This window comes from Bradyrhizobium sp. USDA 3650, from assembly GCF_054057395.1.
In genome coordinates, this window is the sequence record NZ_JBSRZG010000001.1 from 4,910,486 (window position 1) to 4,933,712 (window position 23,227).

Here is a 23,227-nt window from a genome sequence, read left to right on the forward strand (position 1 = left end):
GCGCGTTTTGCAACCGAGAAGTGTCATTTCGCCGCCGCGGGCGCGGCACTGCAGTGCGCGAGTTCGCCCGGCGGAGGTGACCTTACTCAAGCCGTCGTGGGCTTCTGCGTCGCGATCGACTTGGTAGCCTCGATGCCCGGCTCGAAATCCAGATATTCGGGCGGCCTGCGGGCCAGGCGGGCCCGCTTGATGCCGGCCTTCACGAACTCCTCAATATGCGCGGGTACGAGGTGAAGGCGGCCGAAATCACGGATCAGGGTCTGTTGCAGTCGGCGCCGCGTCAATTCGTCGTTGACACCAAAGCGGTCGAGATAGAGCTCGAGAATACGCAGCTTGTCGTCGTCGCTCGGATAACCCATCCGGATATGCGCATCGAAGCGCCCGGCGCGCTTTGCGAGCGCTTCGTCGATGGCTTCAGGGTGGTTCGTCGTTGCGATCGTGATGATGTCGTCATAGGCGGAACCGCCGGACAGGACCTGAAGCAGCTCACCGGTGACGTCGTCCTTGTTCACGCCCGCATAGGGGTTCTGCCGGTTCTTGGTCATGAGATCGAGGTCTTCCAAGATGACGACAGTCGGGGCCAGGGTCTGCGCCAGATGATAGACTGCGCGGATGTGTTCGACCGCCTCGACGATCAGGATCGTGGCCTCACCAGCGATGTCGTTGACGAAGCATTCGATCGCCGTCGACTTGCCGTCGCCGGGAGGGCCCGACAGCAGCAGTCCGCGCCGGATGCTGAGGCCTTCAGCCTTCAGCATGTCGCGGTTGCGGATCGAGGCAGCAATGAAATCGAGCTCGCGGCGGGCGTGTTCGTGCGGAACGATGTCATTCCAGGAGCGATCCGACATGCGCGAGCGGACGGTGCGCAGATCACGGTTGATCAGCACCACCCTGCCTTTGAAAGGCGTCGATTCGCGCAGCAACTGGCGGACCAGCGCGACGACGGCCGCCTCGTCCTGCTCGCTATAGATCAGTCCAACGCTGTCGAGCGGGCTCTGGCCGTAGGACCGACGCTCGGCCATTTGAACGACGAGCATGAACTGCGCGCCTGTGTCAGGAACCGTGCCGCGGAACACACTGCCCGGACGGATCACCTGCAATTCTCCGTCGATGGTGAGCGTGACTTTGTTCGCGCGCCAGGCCGGAATGACGGCGCTGCGCTCGGCCGAGCCGCACCCGGGGAGCTCGCTCAACCACATCCAGCCTGCAAGGTCGGCCAGCTTCCTGGTCAGGATCGCGATCGTGGCATCGTCAGTGGGAAGCGACAGCGTACTTGGGTCCTTGCCGCCGCAAAAGATGCGGAACAAGGTCGAATAGCCGATCTGAGGCGTTGCCGAGCGTTTGATCTGCTTGTGCTGGGCAACGATGTAGCCAAGGGCAGCCGACATCGTCGCAAAGCCCTTGATGGTGTCTTCGGGTATCTCGGCGAGCAATTGGTTTTGGAGCGTGAGCGATGCCGCGGCCGATTCGGCGTAGAGCTTCTTGATCAGCGGGTCGGTGGCGACGGCGGCCCCTTCACTGACCTCGTAGACGCCGTAGACGAATTCCCCGGCGGTATCGGTGCCATAGACGGTCGCCGTGACGTTGAGCGACGATGCCAGGATTTCGGCGGTCTTGCGGGCCTCCGTCACGCCCTTGACCAGCCGCTCCTCCATCACCGGCTTGCCGGCGATCTCTGAGTTGCAGCGTACGGCATATTTCTGGCCTGCTGACGAGCGTTCCTGCTCAACCCTGAACCACATGTCCAACGAACCCCCGTTGCGCCGGTTACGCCCGGCGCCGCGATGTCCTATCAGACAACTTTTGCGTGTTCCAGAGTCTGCGGGCGGATCGGCCGCGCCCTCACCCGATCTGCTTCTCGCCGTGCCGCTCCGACAGCGTGAAGATCTCGACGCCGGTGGCGGTGACGCCGACGGAATGCTCGAACTGCGCCGACAGCGAGCGGTCGCGGGTCACGGCGGTCCAGCCGTCGGACAGGATCTTCACATGCGGCTTGCCGAGATTGATCATGGGCTCGATGGTGAAGAACATGCCGGGCTTGAGCTGCACGCCTTCGCCGGGCCGGCCGATATGGATGATGTTCGGTTCGTCGTGGAACATGCGCCCGAGGCCATGGCCGCAGAAATCGCGCACCACGCTCATGGCCTGCGGCTCGACGAAACTCTGGATGGCGTGGCCGATGTCGCCGGTGGTGGCGCCGGGCTTCACCGCCGCGATGCCGCGCATCATCGCCTCATAGGTCACCTCGATCAGCCGCTCGGCCTTGCGCGCGATCGGGCCGACCGCATACATCCGGCTGGAATCGCCGTACCAGCCATCGACGATGAAGGTGACGTCGATGTTGACGATGTCGCCCTCTTTCAGCGGACGGTCGCCGGGCATGCCGTGGCAGACCACGTGGTTGAGCGAGGTGCAGGTCGAATAGCGGTAGCCGCGATACATCAGCGTCGCCGGATAGGCATTGTTGCTGAAGGCGAAGTCGCGGACGAACTGGTCGATGCGGTCGGTCGGAACGCCGGGCCCGACGATGTCGGTGAGCTCGTCGAGGCACTTCGCCACCAGCGCGCCCGCCTTGCGCATGCCGGCAAAGGCGCTTGGTCCATGCAGCTTGATCTGTCCGGTCTTGCGGAGCGAGGTATCGGTAGCTTCGACGTAGCTCATGCGGATGCGGTCTTCTCGGCACGGGGCCGGTATCGAGGTGGGCGCAAGGGTCTGATTTAAGGCCCTAATTTAATGATTGCGGGCCTGCATGCAAGCCGAGCCTCCCTGCCTTGCGCCTGAAAGCGGGCCTAATTCGGGACTTCCATGATGGTTTCCACCGGCAGGGCGCCGCCGCGGACGCGGATTTCGCGGACGGGGTAGGGAACCCGGATGCCCTCGCGCTTGAAGGCGTCCCACAGCGCCAGCATTACGTCGCTCTTGACGTTGTCCATGCCGTCGGGGTCGGCGATCCAGAAGGTCAGCGAGAACTTCATCCCGGCTTCGGCGAACTCGGTCAGGATGCAATTCGGCGGCTTGCCCTTCTGTGCGCGCGGATGAGCTGCCGCGGTCTCGGCGGCGAGCCTGCAGACCAGCCGCGGGTCGGCCTCGTAATTGGTGCCGAAGGCGATCTTCACGAGCGTGTTCTTGTCGGTGTAGGTCCAGTTGACGACCTTTTGCGTCACCAGATCCTCGTTCGGCACCAGGAATTCGCGGCCATCGCCGGCCGCGACGGAAATATAGCGCGTCTTCATCGCGCTGATCCGCCCGGTGTTGTCGCCGATGGTGACGAGATCGCCGGGCTTCACCGATTTGTCGGCGAGCAGGATGATGCCCGAGATGAAATTGGCGACGATCTTCTGCAGGCCGATACCGATGCCGACGCCGACCGCGCCGGAGAACACCGCGAGCGCCGAGAGATCGATGCCGACCGTGCCGAGCGCGATCACGATCGCGACCGCAAGCAGGCCGATGCGGATGATCTTGACCAGCAGCACCTGCACCGATGGCGTCAGATCGGTGGTCGAGTTGATCCGGCTCTCGGCGAAATTGCTGGCGATGTTGGTGAGCCAGAGCGCGATGAGCAGCAGCGCGCCGGCCTTGATCACCAGCAGCGGCGTCAGCCGCAGGCCGCCGAGCACGATGGCGAAGGAGTCGAGCAGGTCGACCGTCGCATCGAGCTGGCCCACGATCGAGAGCGCCGCGACGAACCAGGCCGTGATCGACACCAGCTTGACGATGAAGGCGTTGCGCAGCACCGAGGTCAAGAGCCGGACCGCGAGCCAGGCCAGGCCCAGCTTGGCGGCGACCATCAGGAGATAGCTGCGGCTCGGCCAGGTCGCGTGGTACATCACCACGCGGGAGACGATCACGAGCAGGGTGAACACGGCCGTCGAGGCGCTGGAGACCATCACTCGGGCGAAGTGCCGGAGCGGCAGCGGCCAGCGCATCGCCAGCGAGGTCATGTCGACGCGGCTGCGAACGGCGGCTTCCGCGGCATAGGCGATGCCCGCCGCGGCCAGAATGAGCCCGAATTGCAGGTAGAACCAGGGCGAGGAGATTTCCGCCCCGACGCTGCGCGCGGTGGTCTGCACGAACTCCATGAAGTCTTTGAGGTCCATGTCTATCGGTCTCGTCGGGGAGCGGGCGGGAGATGTTGATTCGAGCGCGCCGGAGAATCCCACAAACGGCCCGGCCGGACCACCGATACACCGCCAAGTGAAGTGCGTTAAGGCCGCAAAATGCGGGCAGATTGCCGCGAGCGGGAGAAAATGGGTTGGCGTGCAGGGGCGGCGACGATAAGGATGCTGAAGCGCATGTTTTCGAGACGGGCAAATCTGTTGGTCGCGGCACACTTCACCTCGCCCCGCTTGCGGGGAGAGGTCGAAATTCAAGCGCAGCTTGAATTTCGGGTGAGGGGGACTCTCCGCGAGTCCCACTGTCACCACCCCCGCGGAGGCTCCCCCTCACCCCACCCTCTCCCCGCAAGCGGGGCGAGGGAGTACCCGGCCGGTGGCCCCCTGACTGAAATCGTCGATCTCCCGGAGTAACCGCAGCACCGCATGGCTTCCCTCGACACTGTCAGCCTCGCCATCTTGCTCGGCGCCGTCCTGGTGTTGGCCGGGATCCTGTCAAGCCTGCTTGCGCTGCGCTTCGGCGCGCCTCTTCTGCTCGTCTTCCTCGCGATCGGCATGCTTGCGGGCGATTCCGGTCCCGGGCAGCTGCAGTTCGACGACGTCCGATCCACCTATCTGGTCGGCTCGGTTGCGCTCGCACTGATCCTGTTCGACGGCGGCCTGCGGACCCGCTTTGCCAGCATCCGCACCGTGCTCGCGCCTTCCATGGTGCTGGCGACCGTCGGCGTGCTGCTGACCGCGCTGATCACGGCGCCGTTCGCGAAATATGCGCTCGACCTCAACTGGACGGAGTCGCTGCTGGTCGGCGCCGTGGTGGCCTCGACTGACGCGGCCGCAGTGTTCCTGCTGGTGCATACCCAGGGCCTGCGCCTGCGCCCGCGCGTCGGCGCGACGCTGGAGGTGGAATCCGGCACCAACGATCCCTTCGCGATCTTCCTGACCCTGATGCTGGTCGAATATATCTCGCTGGGAACGGGCACGGCCGCGCATGTGCTGATGGAGTTTGCCCGGGAGGCCGTGCTGGGCGCCGTCGTCGGGGTGATCGGCGGGCGTCTGGTCGTCATCGCGCTCAACAAGGTCGCGCTGCCGCAGGGCCTCCATGCGCCGTTCGTCACCACCGCCGCGCTCGTCATCTTCGGCGGCTCGCAGATCATGCACGCCTCAGGCTTCCTCGCGGTCTATCTCGCCGGCATCATCATCGGCAACCGCCCGACGCGCGCGCACAATTCGGTGGTGGCCTTCCTGGACGCCGCGACCTGGCTGGCGCAGATCGTGATGTTCGTGCTGCTGGGCCTGCTGGTCTCGCCGAGCCGGCTCGGCGGCAGCGTGCTGCCGGCGGTGGGGATCGCATTCGTCCTGATGCTGGTGGCGCGGCCGATCGCGGTGTTCGTCTGCCTGGCGCCGTTCCGCTTCAACTGGCGCGAAAAGATCTTCATCGCCTGGACCGGCCTGCGCGGCGCGGTCGCGATCTTCCTGGCCTCGATCCCGATGCTGGTCGGGCTGTCGAAGGCCTATCTCTATTTCGACGTCGCCTTCGTCGTCGTCATCATCTCGCTCCTGCTGCAGGGCTGGACCCTGGGGCCGGCCGCGCGCAAGCTGCATGTGGCGCTGCCGCGCGCCGAACGCGGCCCTCGCCGTGTCGAACTGGATCTGCCTGGGCAGCTCGAGCAGCAGCTCGTCGGCTATCCGGTGCGGTCCAAGAGCCTGTATTTTCGCCGCGGCCTGATCCCGTCCTGGTCGAAGCCGACGCTCGTGATCCGCAAGGAGAACATTTTGACGCCGGCGGAAGCCGAGCCGATCGCGCCCGGCGATTACATCTATCTGCTGGCGCCGCCGGAAAAGGCCGAATCGCTCGACCGCTTCTTCGTCGACATGCAGCCGAGCTCGGCGCCGGACCCGCATCTGCTGGGCGACTTCATGGTCTCCGGCGAACACACCCTCGCCGAGCTCGCAGAGATCTACGGCGTGAAGGCCGGCGAAGACGAGAGCAAGCTCACTTTGGCCGACTATTTCGACGTCCATCTCGACCGCGCGCCGAAAGAGGGCGCGGAGCTTGCGCTGGATCCGATCGTGCTCGTGGCGCGCTCGATCTCCGGTGGCAGAGTCAACGTCGTCGGCCTGCGCCTGCCGGAAGACGAGGAAACGCCCGCGCCACTGACGCGGACACAGGTCCTGCGGCGCAAGCTGGCGGATTTGTGGAGCTCGGTGGCTGGGGTTTAACGCTCGCGCCGTTTTGCGAGCCGCTCCCACACCCTCGCTCTCATCGCCCGCCTTTGTGCGCGATTGCGCACTGGGGCGGGCAATCCAGTATTCCAGAGGCAGTCGTGATAGAGCCGAGGCGCCGCGGCGTACTGGATGTCCCGCGTGCGCGGAGCATGACATCTTCTGTGTGGTGACGGCCGGAGATCACGCCCCCGCCGGCACCTCCTGCATCCAATGCCGCGCGATCGCCGCTCGCGGCGCGATCCACGCCGCGCCGCTTCCGGTGATGTGTGCCAGGATCCGCTCCAGCGCGCTGATGCGGCCGGGGCGGCCGATCATGCGCAGATGCAGCCCCACCGACATCATCTTCGGTGATGTCTCACCCTCGCGCCTGAGCCATTCGAAGGCGCCAATGACGTAGTCGGCGAAGTCGTTTCCGCTGAAACGCGCGGCGTTGTAATACTGCATGTCGTTGGTGTCGAAAGCGTAGGGCAGCACCAGATGCTGCTTGCCGGCGACCTCCTTGTAGTAGGGCAAGTCGTCGTTATAGGCGTCACTGTCGTAGAGGAAGCCGCCGTCCTCGACCAGGAGCCGCCGCGTGTTCGGTGAGGTCGCCGAGCGCGTGTGCCAGCCAACCGGGCGCTGCCCGGTGGCGCGCTCGATCGCCGCCACGGTCCTGGCAATGATTTCGCGCTCGCTCGCTTCATCCATGTCGGCGTGGCTCTGCCAGCGCCAGCCATGGGCCGAGACCTCGTGGCCGCGGGCAATGGCATCGCGCGCCAGCTCCGGCGAGCGTTCGACCGCACGGCCGCAGGAGCTCACTGTCGCCTTGACGCCGTAGGCGTCGAACAGGGCCATGATGCGCCACCATGCAGCGCGCGTGCCGTATTCGAAATGACTGTCGATGCAGGAATCCGGGCCGTCGAGCTTGTGGACCACTTCGTAGATCGCCTCGTTGGCCGCATCGCCGTCGTTGACGGAAAACTCCGAGCCCTCCTCGAAATTTACCACCAGCGACACCGCGACGCGCGCGCCCTTCGGCCAGTGCGGGTTCGGCGGCTTGCCGCGATAGCCGACGAAGTCGCGATGTGAGACGGGTTGCTTTGCTTCGCTCATGGAATCAGTCCGTGGTTCCGGCCATGCGATGCAGGCCGACGACACGGTCGCTGACGAACAGCAGGATCACCGTGCCCGCGAGGATGAGGGTGGAGAGCGCCGCGAGCGTCGGGTCGGGCGCCTCCTCGATATATTGCAGCATGCGGATCGGCAGCGTCTTGGTGCGGACGTCGGCGAGGAAGATCGATACCGGATAATTGTCGAACGAGGCCAGGAACGAGAAGATTCCCGCGATCAGGAATGACGGCGCCAGCGCCGGCACCATCACCCGCAATACGCTGCCGGGATAGGTGCAGCCGAGCGTTCGCGCCGCCTCGATCAACGTGAAGTCGAACCGCGCGAGACCCGCGATCATCGTGCGCGCGACATAGGGTAGCGTGATGACGAGATGTGCGACCAGCAGCGTCGCCCAGGGCGCGGTGAAACCGACGGCGCGAAAGCCCTGCAGCAGCGCGATGCCGAGCACGAGGCCCGGCATCATCAGCGGCGAAACCAGCGCGGTCGCAAAGATGCCGGCGCCCGGCAGCTTTCCGCGCGCGATCGCGATCGCCGCGAGCGTGCCTGATATCAGCGAGATCGCCGTCGACAGCAGCGCGATCTGAAGCGACAGCAGCAGCGACGGCCAGAAGCCGTCGAGCCGGCCGATCTTGCCGTACCAGCGCGTCGATGCGCCGGTCAGCGGCAGGTCGAACACCGGTGTCGGCGAGAAGCTCGCGGCGGCGATCACCAGCAGCGGCGCGATCAGGAACAGGGCCAGCCCGATCGCCATCACCCAGCAGACGATGATTGCGGCGCGCGTCATCATTTCGGCTCCCGCGACAGGCGCGCACTGAGCGCAACGATCGCGATCGCGATCGCCAGCAGCACGACGCCGGCGGCGGCACCGAAGCCGGGTTCGCGCGCCAGCAGATAGGCTTTTGCAATGGCAGTCGCGAGCGTCGGGTATTTTTCGCCAATCAGGAGCGTTGGCACCACATAGGCGGAGACCGAGAGCGAGAACACCAGCGCCACGCCGGCGACGATGCCGGGCAAGGTCAACGGCAGGATCACGCGAAAGAACGTCACGACCGGCGAGGCGCCGAGCGTGGCGGCGGCTTCGGCATAGCGCGGATCGAGCTGCGCCACGATCGCATAGATCGGCAGGATCATGAACGGTAGGAAGATGTTGACAGCGCCGACGATCAGCGCCGTCTCGGTGAAAATCATCCGGATCGGGTCTTCGATGATGCCGAGCGCGATCAGCGTCTCGTTGACGATGCCGTCGCTGCGCAACAGGATCGTCCAGGCAAACGCCTTGACGATGACGCTGGCCGCCAGCGGCAGAAACAGCGTCGCCAGTAGCACGGAGCGCAAGGCACCGCGGGCGCGCGCCAGCGCGAAGGCGGCGGGATAGCTGATCAGAAAAGCGATCAGCGTCGTCAGCAGCCCGAGCCGCAGGGAATTCCAGACCACGCCGAGATAATAGGGCGTGCCGAGTAGGCGCCTGTAGTTGGCGAAGGTCAGTCCGTTGGCATCGACGACGCTGACGCCGAGCAGCAGCACCAGCGGCAGCGCGAACACGCCGGCGATGATGACGAAGGACGGCAGCACGAATCCGATCGCGGCGAGCCGCTCGCGATCGACCGATGGCGCGGCCATGGGTGCCGGAAGGGCCGCCTCGGTCATGCCTGCGCCTCGATCGGAAATGCAAAGGTCTCCGCCACCGGCCAGCTCAGGCGAATCTCGTCATGCACAATAGGAATCGTGCCGTCGCGCCCGGAGAGCTCTGCGAGCAGGCTTTCACCGGCCCCGGCATCGACCTCGACCAGCGTGCGCGAGCCCTGGAACACCACGGAGCGGACCCGGCCCGCGGCCGTATTCGCTTCGCCTTGCGCGCCGATCCGAAGCTGTTCGGGGCGCGCTGCGACGATGACAGGCGAACCCGCCCGGAAGTTGCCGACCGCCGACAAGCGGCCGACCTTGGTCTCGACCTCCACCTGGCCGTTGCCAGCCGCCAGCACCGTGCCGGCAATCCGTGTCGAGAGCCCGACGAAGTTGAGTGCGAACAGGCTTGCGGGACGCAGATACAGCTCCCGCGGCTCGGCGAGCTGCTCGATGCGCCCCTTGTTCATGACCGCGACACGGTCGGACATGGTCAGCGCCTCGTCCTGATCATGCGTCACGAAGATCGCGGTGGCCTTCACGTCCTGGAGCAGGCGGCGCAGCTCGACCTGCATCTCCTCGCGCAACTTCCGATCGAGCGCCGACAGCGCTTCGTCGAACAGCAGCACATCGGGCTCGACAGCGATGGCGCGCGCCAGGGCCACGCGCTGCTGCTGGCCGCCCGACAGCGCCGTGATGCGCCTGCTGGCGAGATGGCCCAGCTTGACCAGCGACAGCGCGCGTTCCACTGCGGCGTCGATCTCGCGCCTCGCCGCGCCGCGCACCTTCAGCCCGAATGCGATGTTGCCGGCGACGGTGAGATGCGGAAACAGCGCGTAGCTCTGGAACACCACGCCGACATTGCGCTTGTGTGGCGGCACGTGGGTGACGTCGCGCCCGGCGAGCTCGACCTTGCCGGTGTCTGGTTGCGCCAGGCCGGCGATGGCACGGAGCAGCGTGGTCTTGCCGCAACCGGACGGGCCGAGCAGCGTGACCAGCTCGCCGCGCCGGATGGTCAGGTCGATGTGGTCGAGGACTGTCGTGGGTCCGTATGTCTTGGAGACGCCGCGAACGACGAGATGCGGGGCGGCCTCGCTCATGTCATCTCCTTGCTCCAGCGGTCGACCCAGGAGGCGCGGTTCTTGGCCACGAATGCCCAGTCCGGCGCGAACAGCGAAGCCGGGTCCGGGAAGCCCGCCGGCGTCGGCGTGCCCTTGTTGGTGGGCGCGACGAAAGCCTTGTCGGCGAGGATGATCTGCGCTTCCGGGCTCAGGAAGAAGTCGATCACGGCATCGGCGAGATCGCCGGCCGGTGCGCCGTTCACCTTCGCGATGCCCGACGGCATCGCAAAGCCGCCGTCCTGCGGAACGGCGAGATCGACCGGTGATCCTTCCGCCTTGCGGATCAGCGTGTAGGCCGAGAATTGGCCGCCGATCATCCACGCCTCGCCCTGCTCCATCAGATTGATGGCCTGCGGCGCGTTGGTGTAGACATTCAAGAGGTTGGCCCTCAGCTCCTTCACCTTCTTGAAGGCGGCGTCGATCTCGTACTGCGCCTCCTTGTAGGGCTTGCCGGTCTCGAGATGGGCGGCCGCGAGCAGCGTCCAGAATCCTTCGGTGTTCGACAGCGACGGCACGATCACCTTGGAGGCATATTTCGCGTCCCACAGGTCGGACCACTTTGCGGGCGCCGTCTTCATGCGCTTGGTCGAATAGGCGATGCCGGCCCAGGGCCGCTGATAGTTCGCCCACATTCCGTCCTGATGCACCGAGCCGTCGACCAGCTTGCCGAGGTTGGCGATCGCCGCTGCCGACATCTTGGTGATCAGGCCGTCGCTGGCTGCCGGCAGCATCACCGGATCGTCCATGATGACGACGGAGATTTTCGGCGCGGCCTTGTCAGCCTGCATCTTCTGGAGATTGGTCAGCGAGTTGGTGCCCTCATAGAGCACCTTGCAGTCGAGCTTCTTCTCCAGCACGGGAAACAAATCGGCACTGAAATATTTCGCGGCGCCCGCGGGGCCGCCGATGACGATCTCCCTGGGCGCGGCGCGCAGCCGCGCCGGGGCGGCAATGATCGCGGCCAGGGCCGCGCCGGATGTCAAAACGCTGCGTCGGGAGGGGGTGTGCATGGGCATGTCCCGTTTGTTGTGCGTAAAGCTTGCAGCGAGGACGCAGCAAGCGGCGTGCCAAATGTGCACATTTTATTATTATGAGTTGTATCAATGGGCTGAGCGGATGGTGATCCTGCCCCCTGCGCGGCGCCTGCATGCCGACAAGGCAAATGTGCACATTTTTTGGAGGTGACGCTGCGCAGTGTTTGGGCCTAGCTACCACCATGGCGACGCAGCGTAGGCGAGACGACAAGGGAAGCGGCAAGAGGAACGGCAAGGCCAATCCGGCGGAGGACGAGGCGGTCTATCAGGCCATCCTGCACGCGCTGCTGGAAGGCAAGCTGAAGGCCGGCGCCAAGCTCGCCGAGCCGCCGCTGGCCGAGATCTTCGGCGTCTCGCGCGAGCGCATCCGCAAGGTGCTGCATCGGCTCGGCGCCGAGCGGCGGCTGGAGATGATCCCCAACCGCGGCGCTCGCGTGCCGCGTCCGACGCTCGACGACGTCCGCAGCGTCTACGAGGCGCATCGCGTGCTCGAGGCCGGCGTGCTGACGCAGCTCGTGCGTCGTGTCGACGATGCCCTGATCGAGCGGCTGACGGCGCATCTCGCCGAGGAGCGCGCCGCCGCCACGCGCGGCGACCGCGCCGCCTCGGTGCGGCTGTCGGGCGCCTTTCACGTTCATCTGGTGGAGGCGCTCGGCAATGCGGAGCTGACGCACTTCCTCGCCGATCTGCTCAGCCGGTCCTCGGTGATGGTCTCGGTCTACGAACCCGCCAGTGATTCGATCTGCGCCGTGGATGAGCACGGCGCCATCATCGAAGCGCTGCGCGCCCGCGATGTGGCAAGAGCGATTGCGGTCTCGCGCGAGCATTTTTTGCATGTGGAGAGCCGGCTGCATCTGGACGACGATGCGGTGCCGGCGAGCGAGGATTTGACCGCGGTGTTCGCGGCGGTGAAGCCGAAGCGGCGGAAGTCGCGTTAGCCCCCGCTGTCTCCTCAATGTCGTCCCGGCGAAGGCCGGGACCCATAACCACAGGAAGTCATTTGGCGAAGACTGTCTGTTATTCTTCGCCGGTACTCCCACTGCCGCCTACCGATAAAGCACGCGGTATGGGTCCCGGCCTTCGCCGGGACGACGGCGGTGGGTGTGACGGCCGGTATGGCTACGTCAGCACCTTCACCCCGCCGAACGACGTCACGCGGCCCTGTTTCAGCATCACGATCTGCGTCGCGAGCTGGCGCAGCTCGGCGACATCGTGGCTGACATAGACCATGGGGACGTTGGCTTCGTCGCGCAGCCGGACCAGATAGGGCAGGATCTCCAGCTTGCGGCCTTCGTCGAGCGCGCCGAGCGGCTCGTCGAGCAGCAGCAGGCGCGGCCGCGACAGCAGCGCGCGACCGAGCGCGACGCGCTGGCGCTCGCCGCCGGAGAGCTTTCCGGGGCGGCGCCCCTGCAGCGCGCCGATGTCGAGCAGCTCGATGACGCGCTTGTGCTGCGCCGGGTCGGGCGCGAGGCCGTTCATCCGTCTGCCATAGTCGAGATTTTGCGCGACGTTGAGATGCGGAAACAGCCGCGCATCCTGGAACACATAGCCGATGCGGCGGCGCCAGGTCGGCACATGAATGCCGGCCGCGCTGTCGTCGACGGTCTCGCCGTCGATCACGATGGTGCCGCGGTCGGGCCGCAGCAGCCCCGCGATCATGTTGACCAGTGAGGTCTTGCCGGCGCCCGACGCTCCGAACAGTCCGATGACGCGGCCTTCGCTCGCGAAGGACGCGGACAGCGAGAACTCGCCGAGCTGCTTTTCGATGTCGACGCGCAGCATGGTCAATTCCCGTGCAGGCGCGCGGTGGCGCGGCGGGCGAACCATTCGGCGGCGATCAGCGCACCGAGCGCCAGCACGATCGAGACGACCACGAGCCGTCCCGCGGCGGCGTCGCCGTCCGGGGTCTGGATCAGCGAATAGATCGCGGACGAAATCGTCTGGGTCTCGCCGGGAATGTTGGACACGAAGGTGATGGTGGCGCCGAATTCGCCGATCGCCTTGGCAAAGCCGAGCACCATGCCGGCGAGCACGCCGGGCAGCGCCAAGGGCAGCGTCACCGTGAAGAACACTTTGAAAGGAGTGGCGCCGAGCGTCTCGGCGGCCTGCTCGAGCCGGCGGTCGATCGCCTCGATCGACAACCGCATCGGGCGCACCAGCAGCGGAAACGCCATCAGGCCGCAGGCAAGCGCAGCACCGGTCCAGCGGAAGGCGAAGACGATGCCGAGAGTATCGGCCAGAAAACCGCCGACGAGGCCGCGGCGGCCAAAGGTCAGCAGCAGCAGATAGCCGGTGACGACAGGCGGCAGCACCAGCGGCAGATGCACCAGCGCATCGAGTACCGACTTGCCCCAGAAATCACGCCGCGCGAGCAGCCACGCCAGCGCAATGCCGAACGGCGTTGCCACCAGTGTCGCGATCACGGCAACCCTGAGCGAGAGCAGGATCGCCGTCCATTCGGCGGGAGAGATGTCGAGCATCAAATCGCAAAATTAAGTGGAGGGGCTGATCAGGAACTTGAAACCGTATTTTTCCAGAATGGTCTTGGCGGCGGTCGAGCGCAGGAAGGTGAGATAGTCGCTGGTCTCGCCCTTTGCTGTCGTGGTTGCAGCGACGGGATAGATGATCGCGGGATGCGAATCCGCCGGGAAGGTGCCGACGATCTTCACGCCGGGCTCGACCTTGGCATCGGTGGAATAGACGATGCCGAGATTGGCCTCGCCACGCGCGACCAGCGTCAGCGCGGCACGCACGCTCTCGGCCATGGCGAATTTCGGCTCCGCGGCCTGCCAGGCACCCAGGCTCGTCAGCGCCGCCTTGGCATATTTACCAACCGGCACCGATTTGACGTCGCCGGTCGCGATCCTGCCGTCGCCGACGAGTTTTGCGAGGTCAAAGCCTTGCGCGATCGCGACGTTGTCGAGCTTGGACTCCTTCGGCGCGATCAGCACGATGCTGTTGCCGAGCAGATTGACCCGGGTCGCCTCGTTGATGGTCTTCTTGGAGATCGCGTAGTCCATCCAGTCGGTGTCGGCGGAGACGAACACATCGGCCGGCGCGCCCTGCTCGATCTGCCTGGCGAGCACGGAGCTTGCGGCATAGCTGACGCTGAACTTGACGCCGGTCCTGGCGGTGTAGGCCGCGTCGACCTCGTCGAGCGCGTTCTTCATCGAGGCTGCCGCGAACACGGTGATGGTCTTGTCCTCGGCTCTAGCAGGCGGAAGGCCCGCGGCCGCGAGGATCACGAAGGCGGTGAAAAGTCCGGCAATACGAATCATGGATGCGCTCCGTGCGAGATCGCGCGCGCAACAAGCACGCGCAAATCCGGCGTTGGTGGGTCTGGGCGACGGGCGGAAGCGCTGTTCCACGGGGTCCCGGCGGCGGCTTACGGCCGGCAGGGATATCGCTGCTCTCGAAGATAGCAGGCCAGGGCCTCAGGTCAAAGGCGACCGTTTGGCTTATTGCGCCGGCAGGATGGCGATCGACAGCGAATTGTCCTTCGCGCCGCTGACCTGGAGCACGACCGGCTGGCCCGACAGCTCGTATTTCATCGTCTTGCGGATGCCATCGCAATCGGTCGCGCCGCTGAAGGCCACGGGCTTGAGGGCATGCCCGTCCTGGACCAAATCGATCCACGCGCCCGAGGACAGGCTGACCGTGTAGAGCCCGGCCTTCGGGGCCTTGATGCCAGTGAAGCCGGCAAATGTGCCGTCCTTTGGCGCGCGCTCCGGAGGCGTCGGCAGTTTGGCCTCCTGAGGCGCGACCAGCCCAAGTTTAATGGCCGATGACGGGACCGCAGCCTGCTCACTTCCCGATGCCAGCTTGGCAAGGTCCGGCGCAGTCAGTGCGGCGCGTTCGTTGTGGATCGGCCATTTGAACTTGTCGCAGCCGCTGGGTTCTTCGGCGGCGAAGGCCGAGCTTGCGCCGAGCGACAGCGCGGTGAGAAAGGCGAGGATGCGCATGTGAAATCTCGTCATTGACCACGCGTAGATGCGGGCTGGCGGTCAGGCTTGTTGAAAGGGATGCGCATCCCGGGAGGGCCGCGGGCTTACGGCACGGCGGCAGCGCATTCTATCGCATTTGGGTCGTGCGAACTAGCCGTCGGCTCAAACTCCATGCGTCATCCCGGACAAGCGCAGCGAAGCGGAGCGCAGATCCGGGATCCATAGCCACAGCGAGTAGTTTGGCGAAGACTCGTGGTTATGACTTCGCCCCACGACTCCTCCTTGGGGTAATGGGTCCTGGCTTTCGCCAGGACGATAGCAGTGGTGCCTACGGCTTCGCATTGCCCGCGTGCAGCACGGCCTTGCACGCCGCCGGCATCTGCGCCAGCGTCATCGGCGGTTTCGGCTTCGGTGGCTCCGGCGGGGGTTTGGGGTGCAGCACGCCGTCGCTGAACCAGTAGGCGAGATCGGAGGGCTTGCAGCCTTCGTCCTCGGATTGCGACGGCTGGCCCTCGCAGTCGCTCGCGCCCGCCGGGCAGTGCATGCGGATGTGGAAGTGATAGTCGTGGCCCCACCACGGCCGGATCTTCGATAGCCAGGAGCGGTCGCCCTTGGCCTCGCGGCACAGCGCCTTCTTGATCGCGGCATTGACGAAGATGCGCTGCACCGCCGGCTCCTGCGCCGCGTCGCGCAGCACCAGCACATGGCCCGGCGTGAACACCTTCGGATCGATGTCGAGCCGATCCGGGCGCACCATCATCACCGCCGACATGTCCTCGCGCTCCTCGCGCGACAAGCGATGGTCAGGCATCGGCGTCAGCCAGATGTCGGCATCGAGGCCGATCTGGTGGCTGGCATGGCCGGACAGCGCCGGCCCGCCGCGCGGCTGGGCGATGTCGCCGACCAGGATACCCGGCCATCCCGCGTCCTTGTGCGCCCTGGCGGCAAGCCTCTTGATCAGCGCGATCATCGCGGGGTGACCGTAGCTGCGATTGCGCGACAACCGCATCACCTGCCAATTGTCGCCGTTGAGCGGCATCTGCTCGGCGCCGCCGATGCAGCCCTTCACATAGGAGCCGATGACGTGCGCCGGTCCGGTCGACGGCAGCAGCTTGCGCGCGAACAGCTCCTTGGCGCCGATATTGGGATCGTTCGGATTGGCGAGCGGCGGCAGCGGTTTTGGGTTGATGCTGCCCTTGTCCTGGGCCAGCGCGTCGCCGGCGGCCAGGAGCGTCATGACGAGCAGGAGAGGGGCGAAGCGGCGGGGACTCATGTTGACATCCTTATAGCCCAACACCGCGCCAGGGTTAAGAAACAGTCCCTCGGCTGAAATTCGTTCAAAAGTCGCAGTTCCGCGGCGTCGGCCGGCCGTTTTTTAACGACGCGATAACCCTCTCATGCATTGACCAAAATTCGTGCGCGGGACGCGTGCTCACGCCCTTCTGCATGCAATCGCGTGCGATCCCGGAAATGATTCAAGGCGGCGCGCAATTTTGCGTCATCTCGTTCTCCGATGACGACAATGCGATGCGCCTGGAGCGCCCATCGGCACTGCCGCGCCTTGCAAACGGGCAATGAGGGCTTTTTTTTCGAGACTGCCAGACCGTGCGTCCCATCGCCATGCCACCCAAAATTACCTTTTTTTCAGACACTTGCCCCAAGAGTTGCGATCGCTGGGCGCGACTGGGACGAGTGAAGTTGAGTTTGGGGTTTCGAAAGCCGAAAAAGCGAAAGGGCAGCGTGCTTGGCAGGTCCGGCCTGCACCCGCGCAAGCCGCGCTTTGCGCGCGCCCCTCATCCTCCGTCCGAACGCGGCGAAGTTCTGCGCAGCCGTGCCGAGGCTGAGGCCGCCATCGCGGAAGCGCGCAAATCCCATGAGCGCCTGCGCCAGGCCATCGAGATCCTGCCGCAAGGCATCGTGTTTCTCGATGCCGAGGGCCGCTATGTGCTCTGGAACAAGCAATACGCGGAGATCTACAGCAAGACCGCCGATCTGTTCGAGGAGGGCGCGCGCCTCGAGGACACGCTGCGCATCGGCGTCGCCCGCGGCGACTATCCCGAGGCTGCCGGCCACGAGGACGAATGGATCGCCGAGCGGCTGCAAAAGCTCTATCAGCCCGGCTCGCGCCACGAGCAGAAGCTGGCGGACGGCCGCGTCATCCTGATCGACGAGCGGCTGACCGAGGACGGCGGCGTCGTCGGCCTGCGCGTCGACATCACCGAGTTGAAGCAGCGCGAGGCCTCGTTCCGCCTGCTGTTCGACGGCAATCCCGTCCCCATGATCGTTTGCGCACTGGACGACGAGCGCATCCTCGGCGTCAACGATGCCGCGGTCGCCCATTACGGCTACAGCCGCGCCGAGTTCGAGCGGCTGACGATCCGTTCCCTTCAGGCCTTCGACAGCGAGCCGCCCTGGACCGCCGATTCGGCCGGCGAGGAGCAGGCCGGGCGCACCTGGAAGCATGTCAAGGCCGACGGCGCCCTGATCGACCTTGCGATCTATTCCCGCGAATTGACCTATGACGAGCGGCCCGCGGTGCTGCTCGCGCTGATGGACATCACCGAGCGCAAGCGCGCCGAGGCGCGGCTCGCCTTCATGGCCCAGCATGACGGGCTGACCGGTCTGCCAAACCGCAATCTGCTGCGCCAGCAGGTCGACGAGATGTTGCTGCATACGAGGCGCAGTACCGACAAGGTCGCCCTGCTGATGCTGGGGCTCGACAATTTCAAGGCGGTCAACGACACGCTGGGACACGCGGTCGGCGACAAGCTGCTGCGCGGCGTCGCCAAGCGGCTGCGTTCGACCTTGCGCGAGGACGACGCGCTGGCGCGTTTGAACTCGGACGAGTTCGCAATCGTGCAGAGCGGCCTGACGCGTCCCGAGGATGCGGTGCTGCTGGCCAAGCGCCTGCTCGAAGCCATCGCCGATCCCTATCTGCTCGACGGCCATTCCGTGGTGATCGGCGCCTCCATCGGCATCGCGATGGCGCCGGGCGACGGCGACGATTCCGAAAAGCTGCTCAAGAGCGCCGACATGGCGCTGTCGCGCGCCAAGCTGGATGCGCGCGGCTCGTTCGCATTCTTCGAGGCGGCGCTCGATGCGAGAGCGCAGACCCGCCGCAAGATCGAGGTCGAGCTGCGCGACGCGATCCAGAACGACGTGCTGCGGCCGTACTATCAGCCGCTGATCGACCTCCAGAGCGGCCGCATCACCGGCTTCGAGGCGCTGGTGCGCTGGCCGCATGCCGAGCGCGGCATGGTCTCGCCGGCCGAGTTCATTCCGGTCGCGGAAGAAACCGGGCTGATCAATCCGCTCGGCGGCCTGATGCTGCGCCGGGCCTGTCACGATGCCGCGACCTGGCCGGACGACGTCCGCGTCGCCGTCAATCTGTCGCCGCTCCAGTTCCGCAGCGGCAATCTGCTTTCGGTGGTGACGGATGCGCTGAAGCATTCCGGCCTGCCGCCGCGGCGGCTCGAGCTCGAGATCACGGAAACGCTGCTGCTGGAGAAAAGCGCCCAGGTGCTGGCGACGCTGCACGCGCTGCGCGCGCTCGGCGTGCGCATCTCGATGGACGATTTCGGCACCGGCTATTCCAGCCTGAGCTATCTGCGCAGCTTCCCCTTCGACAAGATCAAGATCGACCAGTCCTTCGTGCGCGATCTCGGCGCCAATCGCGAGGCCCAGGCGATCATTCGCTCCATCGTCAGCCTCGGCAAAGGCCTCGGCGTCACCATCACCGCCGAAGGCGTCGAGACCGAAGCCGAGCTGAGCTGTCTGCGCACTGAGGGCTGCGACGAAGGCCAGGGCTTTCTGTTCAGCAAGGCCCGGCCGAATGCGGAGATCGTTAGCCTGCTCGCGGCACAGCGCGGGATCGACGGTGCAGGCGAGGACGCCGCGCTGGTGGCCTAGGCTGCGGGATGCCGGCTTGCGTCTTGAGTTGGGCACAGTTGAAATTCAGTGGCCGACAAGTGTTACTGCCTCGGCAGGAGCGGTTTCATGGGACCGCACGAATACGAAGCGGGATGCCGCGGGGATCTGTGCGTCGGCGCTGCCATCCTGGCCGATGAGGACGAGTCCCGCGCCGCCATTGGCGACATTCAAGATGACGGGCGCGCCTTGCCAGGTCCTGATTGGCTCCATTCCGATGATGAGAAACTCGCCGATCGGCTGGTCAAAATATTGAAGCCTCAGTTGTGGTCCGACTTCTGCAGCCGCGAGGCCGAAACCTAACTGTTTGGCACGCGCATAGATGTCCGCCAGCAACGCCGTGTCGGTTCGAAAGCCTAGTTCGGCAGCCGACACCGTGAAAAGCTCTACGCTCGTTTTCGTGCCGCTAACGGTAAACGTCGGCCGCGCGAGGATTTCGCCAGCCGAGTTTCCGATGCCACAACCTGCCGCATCCAATGCGTTACTGAGGGCGAAGAAAGTTGCAAACGTCCCGATCCGGATCGTCTTCCACGCGGGGTGATCGACGGCGGATTTGATTGGGACTTGCGGCCGATCAGACGGCGCCTGCTTGAGCTTCAGCTGATTCCGCAGCACGTCTCGCGCCGAGCATTGAGCCACGGCTTCGCTCGCGAACAGGACAGTGCATGCGACGCAGAGGATGGCAATTACGAGAATGCCACCTTGGTGCCATCCCGGCGAATGACGCCGTATGGCATGGCAACTGACGTTCCTGCCAGCTGTTCGGCCCATAACGGACCTCTCTTGCGCAAATGCAGCGCGCTAGAAACAATTCGAATTATCACTTCCAAATGGTCGGCGCGGTCACGGCGGAAAAGCCGTCGTTTTTGTAGCTATAGAAATTGGTCCGGGAAAATCCGCAAAGGTTCAGCGACGAAGACGCCGGATGGTGAGCTCAATATAGGTCAGCGTGCGTGCACTGTCGCAACTGGTCGACATCAGCGGTCTCCGGAAAGGATCATCTTACCGACGTCCTCGTAATGCGTGTCACGCGCCTGGATCTGCTGGGCGATGGCGTGCATGTCGCGAAACCGGCGCTCGAACGGATTGCTGCGGAAGACGGCGGTGGCGCCGGCCATGTGATAGGCGGTGTCGACCACCTTGGCCGACTGGTGGATGGTCCAGGTCGCGGCGAGGCGAACCGAGCTCCGATGCGCCGCGCTGAACGTGCCGGTCGCGCAGAGATCGCGCCACATCGCACTTGCCGTCGCATAGAGATAGGCGCGCGCAGCGCGAAGATCGCCCTCGGTGCGGCCGATCAGGCCCTGGACCGCCCCGTTGTCGCGCATGGCGCTGGCCGCCAGCGACTGATGCTTGCCGCGCGCCAGCTCGATCGCGGCATCCAGCGTGGCGCGCGCCACGCCGAGCGACACCGCCGCAAAGCCGAGGCTGAACATCGAGCCGGTGCCGATCCTGTAAAGTGGGCCCTGCTCGCGCAGCGCGGACGGCACGTCACGAAACGCGGTGAAGCGCTCGGGGACGAACAGGTCGGCGACCTCGTAGGAATCGGTGCCGGTGCCCGCGAGCCCGATCGCCTGCCAGACGTCGTGCAGCACGGCGCTCGCGACCGGAAACAGGATGGTGCGCAGCTCCGCCGAGCCGTCGGCATTTCTGCGCGGAGTGCCGTCGGCTCCGACGATGCGGACATGCGCCCCGAGCCAGCTCGCCTGCCGCGAGCCCGAGGCAAAATCCCAGCGGGCGGTGACGCGATAGCCACCCCTCGACTGCCCGCGCCTCATGCGCGATTGCACCCCAGGCGAGGATGCCCGGCGCCGTGTTGAAGATCTCCTGCGCGGTGTCGTGGTCGAGCGAGGCCGCGATCATCGCGCAGACGCTGCATTGGCCGAGACACCAGGCGGTCGAGGCATCCGCTTTCGCGATCTCCTCCAGCATCTGCATGAAGGCTTCCGGTGCAGCTTCAGTGCCGCCGAGGCTTTGCGGCAGCAGCGCGCGATAGAGCCCGTTCTCGATCAGCGCGGAGACGACGGCCGGCGTCAGCCGCCGCGTCCGCTCGATCTTGTCGGCTTCGCGCGCGATCAGCGGTGCGATCGCCAGTGCCCGCTCGACGAGGCCAAATCCGGGAGTTGCGTTCATTCGCGTTTCCTCGCCCATTCTTGCTGTGAGCGGTAAGGAGGCAATGGTGGTCTATCTGGCGGGGAGGATCAAGCTGGTCCCACCGTCATTCCGCGCCCGCGCCATTTGGCGCGCCGTGGAATGACGGTTCGATCTCTCGAGCTCGCGCTGACGCGGGCGATATCACAGCTCGGACAAACCCGGCGGCGGCTTGCGTGCGTTGGTTGCTTGCTCGAAGGCATACGCCAGACGCAGCAGCTTGTGCTCGCTCCAAGGGCGCCCTGCGAAAGTGACGCCGAGCGGATAGTCGGGCGTGTCTTTGCCGTCGTCTGTGCCCGAGACGAAGCCGCCAGGCACCATGACGCCGGGGTAACCTGCTTTGGCGGCAATTGCGGCGCCATAGGCGCCGGGGAATAGCACCGCATCGAGCTCGTGCTGGTTCATATAGGCGTCCATTCCGTGCGTCCTTGCGGAGAGCAGGTCCATGGCACGTGCGGACTTGTACTCGGGCTCGCTCAGATCGCCCCTGGTTAAGTCAGCGGCGAGAAAGTGGTCCTGTCCGAAACGGAGCGCTTTGTCGGCGTTCGCTGCGTTGAAGGCCACGATGTCGGCCATGGTCTTGATGTCAGTGTTGGTCGCCCAATCCCTCAGGTAGAGATTGAGACCGTGCTTCATCTCATACAGAAAGACGACCGGCGGTCTTGCGACCGTACCTTTGCGGGCGCTCAGCGGATTGCGGTTGAGCACGGCCATGGTCGTGCCCGGCCCACCGATCCAGCCAAGTGTCGGCATGCTGGCGCGCACGATGACGGCGCCGAGATCCTCCAGCACCTTGATCACCTCGGCCATCAGCTTGGCCGACTTCGGCGGCAGCTTGCCGTAATAGCAATCGTTCAGCGGGTCAGCGGGGTCGCTCGGCACGCCGATGCGCGCGCCCTTCATCGCGTCGGTGACGAGGCCGGCGGTGTAGTCGGTCGGCCGCCGCTGCTCTCGCGTCGCTGGGTCGAGCGGGTCCTTGGCAGCCAGCACATTCAGCAGCATCGCGGCATCGCGCACCGTGCGCGTCATCGGACCGGCGGTGTCCTGGCTGTGCGCAATCGGCAGGATGCCGGCGCGGCTGATCAGCCCGACGGTCGGTTTCACGGTGACGAGGCCGTTCAGGCTGGCGGGGTGCAGCAGCGAGCCTGAGGTCTCGGTGCCAATTGAGGCTGCGCAGAGGCCGGCTGTCACGGCGACCGCCGAACCCGAGCTCGATCCCCCTGGAGACACCACCGGAATCCCGCGATCGTCCATCAGCGCCGGCGCATAGGGGTTCTTCACCTGGCCGCCCAGCGATGAATAGCCCGCGGGCATGTCGATCGCGAGCATGTTGGCGAACTCCATCAGGTTCGCCTTGCCCAGGATCACCGCGCCGGCGCCCCGCAGCAGCTTGACAATGGTGGCGTCATCCCTGGCGCGCGCGCCCTCCAGCGCCAGCGAGCCCGCCGTGGTCGGCTGTTCGTCGCCGGTCGCGATATTGTCCTTCAGCAGGATCGGCACGCCCGCCAGCGGCCGCTGGGCCGACGGCCTCGTGCCGTCGAGCGTGCCCGCGAGCGCATCGGGATTGAGTGCGCGAACCGAGTTGAGTTTAGGCCCGTCGCGGTCATAGACCGCGATGCGGGCAAGATAGAATTCGGCCAGCGCCCTCGCGGTGATCCGTCCGCCGGCCAAGGCATCGATGATGTCGCTCATCGGCGCGTGCGCGAGCATCTGCATGGTCGGCGCCGGCGGCTCAGTCAGGCCAGCTCCGGGAAGCTCGTTCATTTCGCGTTTCCTCGCCCATTCTGCCGTGAGCGGTCAATCGCGCGATGGTGATCTATTTGGCGAAGACGATCAAGGTGGTGTGGCGTCAATCCGGCAATCGCTAGTGCGGAGTCAGAGATGATGCCGCAAGCTCGAAGAGCTCACGCTGGCCCCAAGAAACTATTGGTGCTGCTCGGACATTATCGTTTTCCAGAACAGCATGATACTGTTCC

The 23,227-nt window shown here is 65.5% G+C and carries 18 protein-coding genes and 1 pseudogene; 3 read left to right on the plus strand and 16 right to left on the minus strand.

Annotated features, from left to right (window positions below; all coding sequences use genetic code 11):
* Positions 1 to 86 precede the first annotated feature (86 nt).
* The 3 genes from ACVIN2_RS22845 to ACVIN2_RS22855 form a co-directional block, all read right to left on the minus strand.
* On the minus strand, positions 87 to 1,742 hold the full coding sequence (locus ACVIN2_RS22845; RefSeq protein WP_456767264.1) for an AAA family ATPase: 1,656 nt from the start codon (positions 1,740 to 1,742) through the stop codon (positions 87 to 89).
* A 100-nt stretch (positions 1,743 to 1,842) separates the two neighbouring features.
* Positions 1,843 to 2,661 (minus strand): type I methionyl aminopeptidase, encoded by an 819-nt coding sequence (gene map / locus ACVIN2_RS22850; RefSeq protein ID WP_018460078.1) that lies wholly within the window; start codon positions 2,659 to 2,661, stop codon positions 1,843 to 1,845.
* 128 nt (positions 2,662 to 2,789) lie between these two features.
* A complete protein-coding gene (locus ACVIN2_RS22855) occupies positions 2,790 to 4,106 on the minus strand; it encodes a mechanosensitive ion channel family protein (protein WP_456769782.1) in 1,317 nt (438 codons plus the stop codon).
* Between the two features lie 435 nt (positions 4,107 to 4,541).
* On the opposite strand from ACVIN2_RS22855, the gene ACVIN2_RS22860 reads away from it, so the two are divergent.
* Complete coding sequence (locus tag ACVIN2_RS22860; protein ID WP_456767265.1) at positions 4,542 to 6,335, plus strand: potassium/proton antiporter; 1,794 nt, start codon at positions 4,542 to 4,544, stop codon at positions 6,333 to 6,335.
* A gap of 186 nt (positions 6,336 to 6,521) precedes the next feature.
* Here the strand turns inward: ACVIN2_RS22860 and ACVIN2_RS22865 are convergent, their stop codons facing one another.
* Genes ACVIN2_RS22865 through ACVIN2_RS22885 form a run of 5 tightly spaced genes read right to left on the minus strand, consistent with a single transcriptional unit; the run spans position 6,522 to position 11,205 of the window.
* On the minus strand, positions 6,522 to 7,433 hold the full coding sequence (locus ACVIN2_RS22865; protein WP_456767266.1) for a polysaccharide deacetylase family protein: 912 nt from the start codon (positions 7,431 to 7,433) through the stop codon (positions 6,522 to 6,524).
* A 4-nt stretch (positions 7,434 to 7,437) separates the two neighbouring features.
* The gene (locus tag ACVIN2_RS22870; RefSeq protein WP_456767267.1) at positions 7,438 to 8,238 is read right to left on the minus strand and encodes an ABC transporter permease; all 801 of its coding nucleotides are present in this window, start codon (positions 8,236 to 8,238) and stop codon (positions 7,438 to 7,440) included.
* Positions 8,235 to 9,098: an ABC transporter permease gene (locus ACVIN2_RS22875; protein WP_456767268.1), complete on the minus strand. Its 864-nt coding sequence runs from the start codon at positions 9,096 to 9,098 to the stop codon at positions 8,235 to 8,237. Before ACVIN2_RS22875 ends, ACVIN2_RS22870 begins: the two co-directional genes overlap by 4 nt.
* Positions 9,095 to 10,174, minus strand: coding sequence for an ABC transporter ATP-binding protein (locus tag ACVIN2_RS22880; protein ID WP_456767269.1), 1,080 nt, complete (start codon positions 10,172 to 10,174; stop codon positions 9,095 to 9,097). Before ACVIN2_RS22880 ends, ACVIN2_RS22875 begins: the two co-directional genes overlap by 4 nt.
* Positions 10,171 to 11,205 (minus strand): extracellular solute-binding protein, encoded by a 1,035-nt coding sequence (locus ACVIN2_RS22885; RefSeq protein ID WP_456767270.1) that lies wholly within the window; start codon positions 11,203 to 11,205, stop codon positions 10,171 to 10,173. Before ACVIN2_RS22885 ends, ACVIN2_RS22880 begins: the two co-directional genes overlap by 4 nt.
* Positions 11,206 to 11,411: 206 nt before the next feature.
* On the opposite strand from ACVIN2_RS22885, the gene ACVIN2_RS22890 reads away from it, so the two are divergent.
* Positions 11,412 to 12,167, plus strand: a complete 756-nt coding sequence (locus ACVIN2_RS22890) for a GntR family transcriptional regulator (protein ID WP_456767271.1) — start codon at positions 11,412 to 11,414, stop codon at positions 12,165 to 12,167.
* 181 nt (positions 12,168 to 12,348) lie between these two features.
* Here ACVIN2_RS22890 and modC read toward each other — a convergent pair whose 3' ends face one another.
* The 5 genes from modC to mepA form a co-directional block, all read right to left on the minus strand.
* Positions 12,349 to 13,011: a molybdenum ABC transporter ATP-binding protein gene (gene modC, locus ACVIN2_RS22895; protein WP_247463567.1), complete on the minus strand. Its 663-nt coding sequence runs from the start codon at positions 13,009 to 13,011 to the stop codon at positions 12,349 to 12,351.
* A 2-nt stretch (positions 13,012 to 13,013) separates the two neighbouring features.
* Complete coding sequence (gene modB / locus ACVIN2_RS22900) at positions 13,014 to 13,709, minus strand: molybdate ABC transporter permease subunit (RefSeq protein ID WP_456767272.1); 696 nt, start codon at positions 13,707 to 13,709, stop codon at positions 13,014 to 13,016.
* Between the two features lie 12 nt (positions 13,710 to 13,721).
* Complete coding sequence (gene modA / locus ACVIN2_RS22905; RefSeq protein WP_456767273.1) at positions 13,722 to 14,507, minus strand: molybdate ABC transporter substrate-binding protein; 786 nt, start codon at positions 14,505 to 14,507, stop codon at positions 13,722 to 13,724.
* A gap of 180 nt (positions 14,508 to 14,687) precedes the next feature.
* Positions 14,688 to 15,191, minus strand: coding sequence for a hypothetical protein (locus ACVIN2_RS22910; RefSeq protein ID WP_456767274.1), 504 nt, complete (start codon positions 15,189 to 15,191; stop codon positions 14,688 to 14,690).
* A gap of 310 nt (positions 15,192 to 15,501) precedes the next feature.
* Positions 15,502 to 16,446: a penicillin-insensitive murein endopeptidase gene (gene mepA, locus ACVIN2_RS22915; RefSeq protein WP_456767275.1), complete on the minus strand. Its 945-nt coding sequence runs from the start codon at positions 16,444 to 16,446 to the stop codon at positions 15,502 to 15,504.
* A gap of 467 nt (positions 16,447 to 16,913) precedes the next feature.
* Here mepA and ACVIN2_RS22920 point away from each other — a divergent pair, with 467 nt between their 5' ends.
* Positions 16,914 to 19,082 (plus strand): putative bifunctional diguanylate cyclase/phosphodiesterase, encoded by a 2,169-nt coding sequence (locus ACVIN2_RS22920; protein ID WP_456767276.1) that lies wholly within the window; start codon positions 16,914 to 16,916, stop codon positions 19,080 to 19,082.
* Positions 19,083 to 19,127: 45 nt separating this feature from the next.
* Here the strand turns inward: ACVIN2_RS22920 and ACVIN2_RS22925 are convergent, their stop codons facing one another.
* The 3 genes and pseudogenes from ACVIN2_RS22925 to ACVIN2_RS22935 form a co-directional block, all read right to left on the minus strand.
* Positions 19,128 to 19,871: a hypothetical protein gene (locus tag ACVIN2_RS22925; protein ID WP_456767277.1), complete on the minus strand. Its 744-nt coding sequence runs from the start codon at positions 19,869 to 19,871 to the stop codon at positions 19,128 to 19,130.
* Positions 19,872 to 20,077: 206 nt separating this feature from the next.
* Positions 20,078 to 21,233 (minus strand): annotated as a pseudogene (locus ACVIN2_RS22930) (acyl-CoA dehydrogenase family protein).
* Positions 21,234 to 21,395: 162 nt separating this feature from the next.
* Positions 21,396 to 23,015, minus strand: coding sequence for an amidase family protein (locus ACVIN2_RS22935; RefSeq protein ID WP_456767278.1), 1,620 nt, complete (start codon positions 23,013 to 23,015; stop codon positions 21,396 to 21,398).
* Between the last annotated feature and the right edge of the window lie 212 nt (positions 23,016 to 23,227).